The following is a 2,239-nucleotide window of genomic DNA, read 5'->3' as shown; positions in this document are numbered from 1 at the left end:
CCGTGGTTGGGTAGCCAATCTGGCGCTGCCGGTTTTTAACAATGACAGCAAATTGATGGAGGCCATCGCTGCCGGTAAATGTGATGTGGGTATCGTCAACACCTACTATTTTGGCACCCTGAAAAAGGAAAAGCCCGATCTGCCCATCGCCCTTTTTTGGCCCAATCAGGCCAGCTCTGGTACCCATATCAATGTTTCCGGGGCCGGTATCACTACCCATGCCAAACATCCAAAAGAGGCACGCCAATTGTTGGAGTGGCTGGCTGGCCCGGAAGCGCAACAGCTCTTTGCTGAGTTGAACATGGAATATCCCGCCAATCCGGCAGTGTCGCCTGATGCCACTGTAGCCGCCTGGGGCACGTTCAAAAGTGAGTCGTTGAATCTCTCCTTGGCAGGAGAGCACCAAGCCGCTGCCGTCCGTTTGATGGATCGTGCCGGTTATAAATGAGCCAAGCCTTGCAAATCTTGCGACACTCTTTGCGCAAAATGGCTGCATTGCTGCCGCTTGCTGCCCTTTCCGGGTGGCAAGTGGCAGCCTGGGTTGCCGCCTTGCCGGTGCTGCTGCCCTTGCTGATTATTCTCTCTGCCTGGTTGCAGCCGGAATGGGCGGTATGGAGCCATCTGGCCGATACCGTGCTGATGGAGCTGTTGCGCAATACCCTGATTCTGGTGCTGGGGGTGAGCATGGGGGTCTTGCTGTTGGGCATCTCGTTGGCATGGCTGACCACCTATTGTCGCTTTCCTGGATACAGCTTTTTTTCCTGGGCCCTGATTTTACCCATGGCGCTGCCTGGCTATGTGTTGGCCTTTACCACATTGGGTTTTTTGGATTATGGCGGTCTGTTGCAGCAGTGGTTGGGCAGACTCTTTGGTGCCAATGGCTATTGGTTTCCCAACCCCCGTTCCTCCTTCATGGTTGTGGCCATCTTTTCCTTGACCCTTTATCCCTACGTCTATCTGCTGGCCAGAAGCGCTTTTCTCAGTCAAGGAGAGCGTTTGCTGGAGGCGGCGCGCCTGCTGGGACGCTCTCCCTGGGGAGCCTTTTTCCATGTCGCTCTACCGATTGCGCGCCCGGCCATTGCCGCAGGTACCGCCTTGGCGGTGATGGAGGCATTGGCCGATTTTGGTACCGTTTCGGTTTTCAGTTTTAATACCTTTACCACCGCCATTTATAAGGCTTGGTTCGGTCTGTTCAATCTGCCTGCCGCAACGCAATTGGCCTCTTTGTTGTTGCTGTTTATCTTTATCGCCCTGATTGTTGAACAGGCAATGCGTGGGCAAGCCCGCTATGTGAGCGCGGTGGGGCAGCAGGCAACAAAAAACAGAATCATGCTCAACGGCTGGCGCGGTTGGGCCGCCACGATAGGCGCTGGCTCAGTATTTTTTTTGGCATTCCTGCTGCCACTGCTGCAACTGCTGCTCTGGGTCAGTAAACGCAGCAGCGACCTCGACAGCCGCTATTGGGCATTGGTGGTGCATACCTTGCTGCTGGGATTTTTGGCCGCGGTGCTGGCTCTCGCTGGCGCCTTGTTGCTGGGGGTGGCAAAACGGCGCTGCGGTAAAGGATCGGTCACAGTGGCTGTGCGGGTGGCGACCATCGGCTATGCTCTGCCCGGTTCGGTGTTGGCGGTGGGGGTGATGTTGGTGGTGATCGGGGTGGAGCGGAGTCTCTCGCTGCTGCTCGGCTTTTTTGCTGGGGCTCCCAGTGGCAATTGGTTGAGCGGGACCATTCTGGCCTTGCTGTTTGCCTATGTGACCCGCTTTTTGGCGGTCGCTTACGGCCCGGTCGCCAGTGGTTTGGAAGCGATTCGACCCTCGCTCGTGGAGGCGGCCTATACCCTTGGTTCCACGCATGCCGAGGCGACACGACGCATCTATCTGCCCATGTTGCGGCCCAGCCTGTTGACCGCTCTGTTGCTGGTTTTGGTTGAAGTGATGAAAGAGATGCCCGCCACTTTGCTGTTGCGTCCCTTTGGTTGGGATACTCTGGCTGTGCGCATTTATGAAATGACTTCGGAGGGGGAGTGGGAACGGGCTGCCTTGCCTGCTGTCATGCTGGTATTGGCGGGCCTTTTGCCAGTAATTCTCTTGGTACGCCGCAGCTCGTCGCTCTCTGAATGCTAAAAAAACGGTAACTATTCAGGTTCGTGCTGGCTCGCCAGCTCTACCCCCATGGGGATGCTGTGGGCATTGGCGCAAAAAATGCGCGCCAATGCCCACAGCTTGCTTCCATTAGGCG

The 2,239-nt window shown here is 56.5% G+C and carries 2 protein-coding genes; both read left to right on the top strand.

The window, feature by feature from the left end; all coding sequences use genetic code 11:
- Positions 1 to 448 (top strand): extracellular solute-binding protein (locus EJP87_RS13025; protein ID WP_130472309.1); only part of this gene is annotated, 448 nt, incomplete at its 5' end.
- 38 nt (positions 449 to 486) lie between these two features.
- Entirely contained in the window at positions 487 to 2,124 is a 1,638-nt protein-coding gene (locus tag EJP87_RS13020) for an ABC transporter permease (protein ID WP_130472308.1), read from the top strand.
- Positions 2,125 to 2,239: the final 115 nt, after the last annotated feature.

Source organism: Candidatus Magnetaquicoccus inordinatus (genome assembly GCF_004217665.1).
GTDB lineage: Bacteria > Pseudomonadota > Magnetococcia > Magnetococcales > Magnetaquicoccaceae > Magnetaquicoccus > Magnetaquicoccus inordinatus.
Note: the sequence above shows the minus strand (reverse complement) of the source record. Positions and strands in the feature narration are given on the sequence as shown.

What these genes read in the sequence shown, in the direction of transcription:
- EJP87_RS13020 (WP_130472308.1), top strand. Translation starts at nt 487, where the DNA reads ATGGCTGCATTGCTGCCGCTTGCTGCCCTTTCCGGGTGGCAAGTGGCA.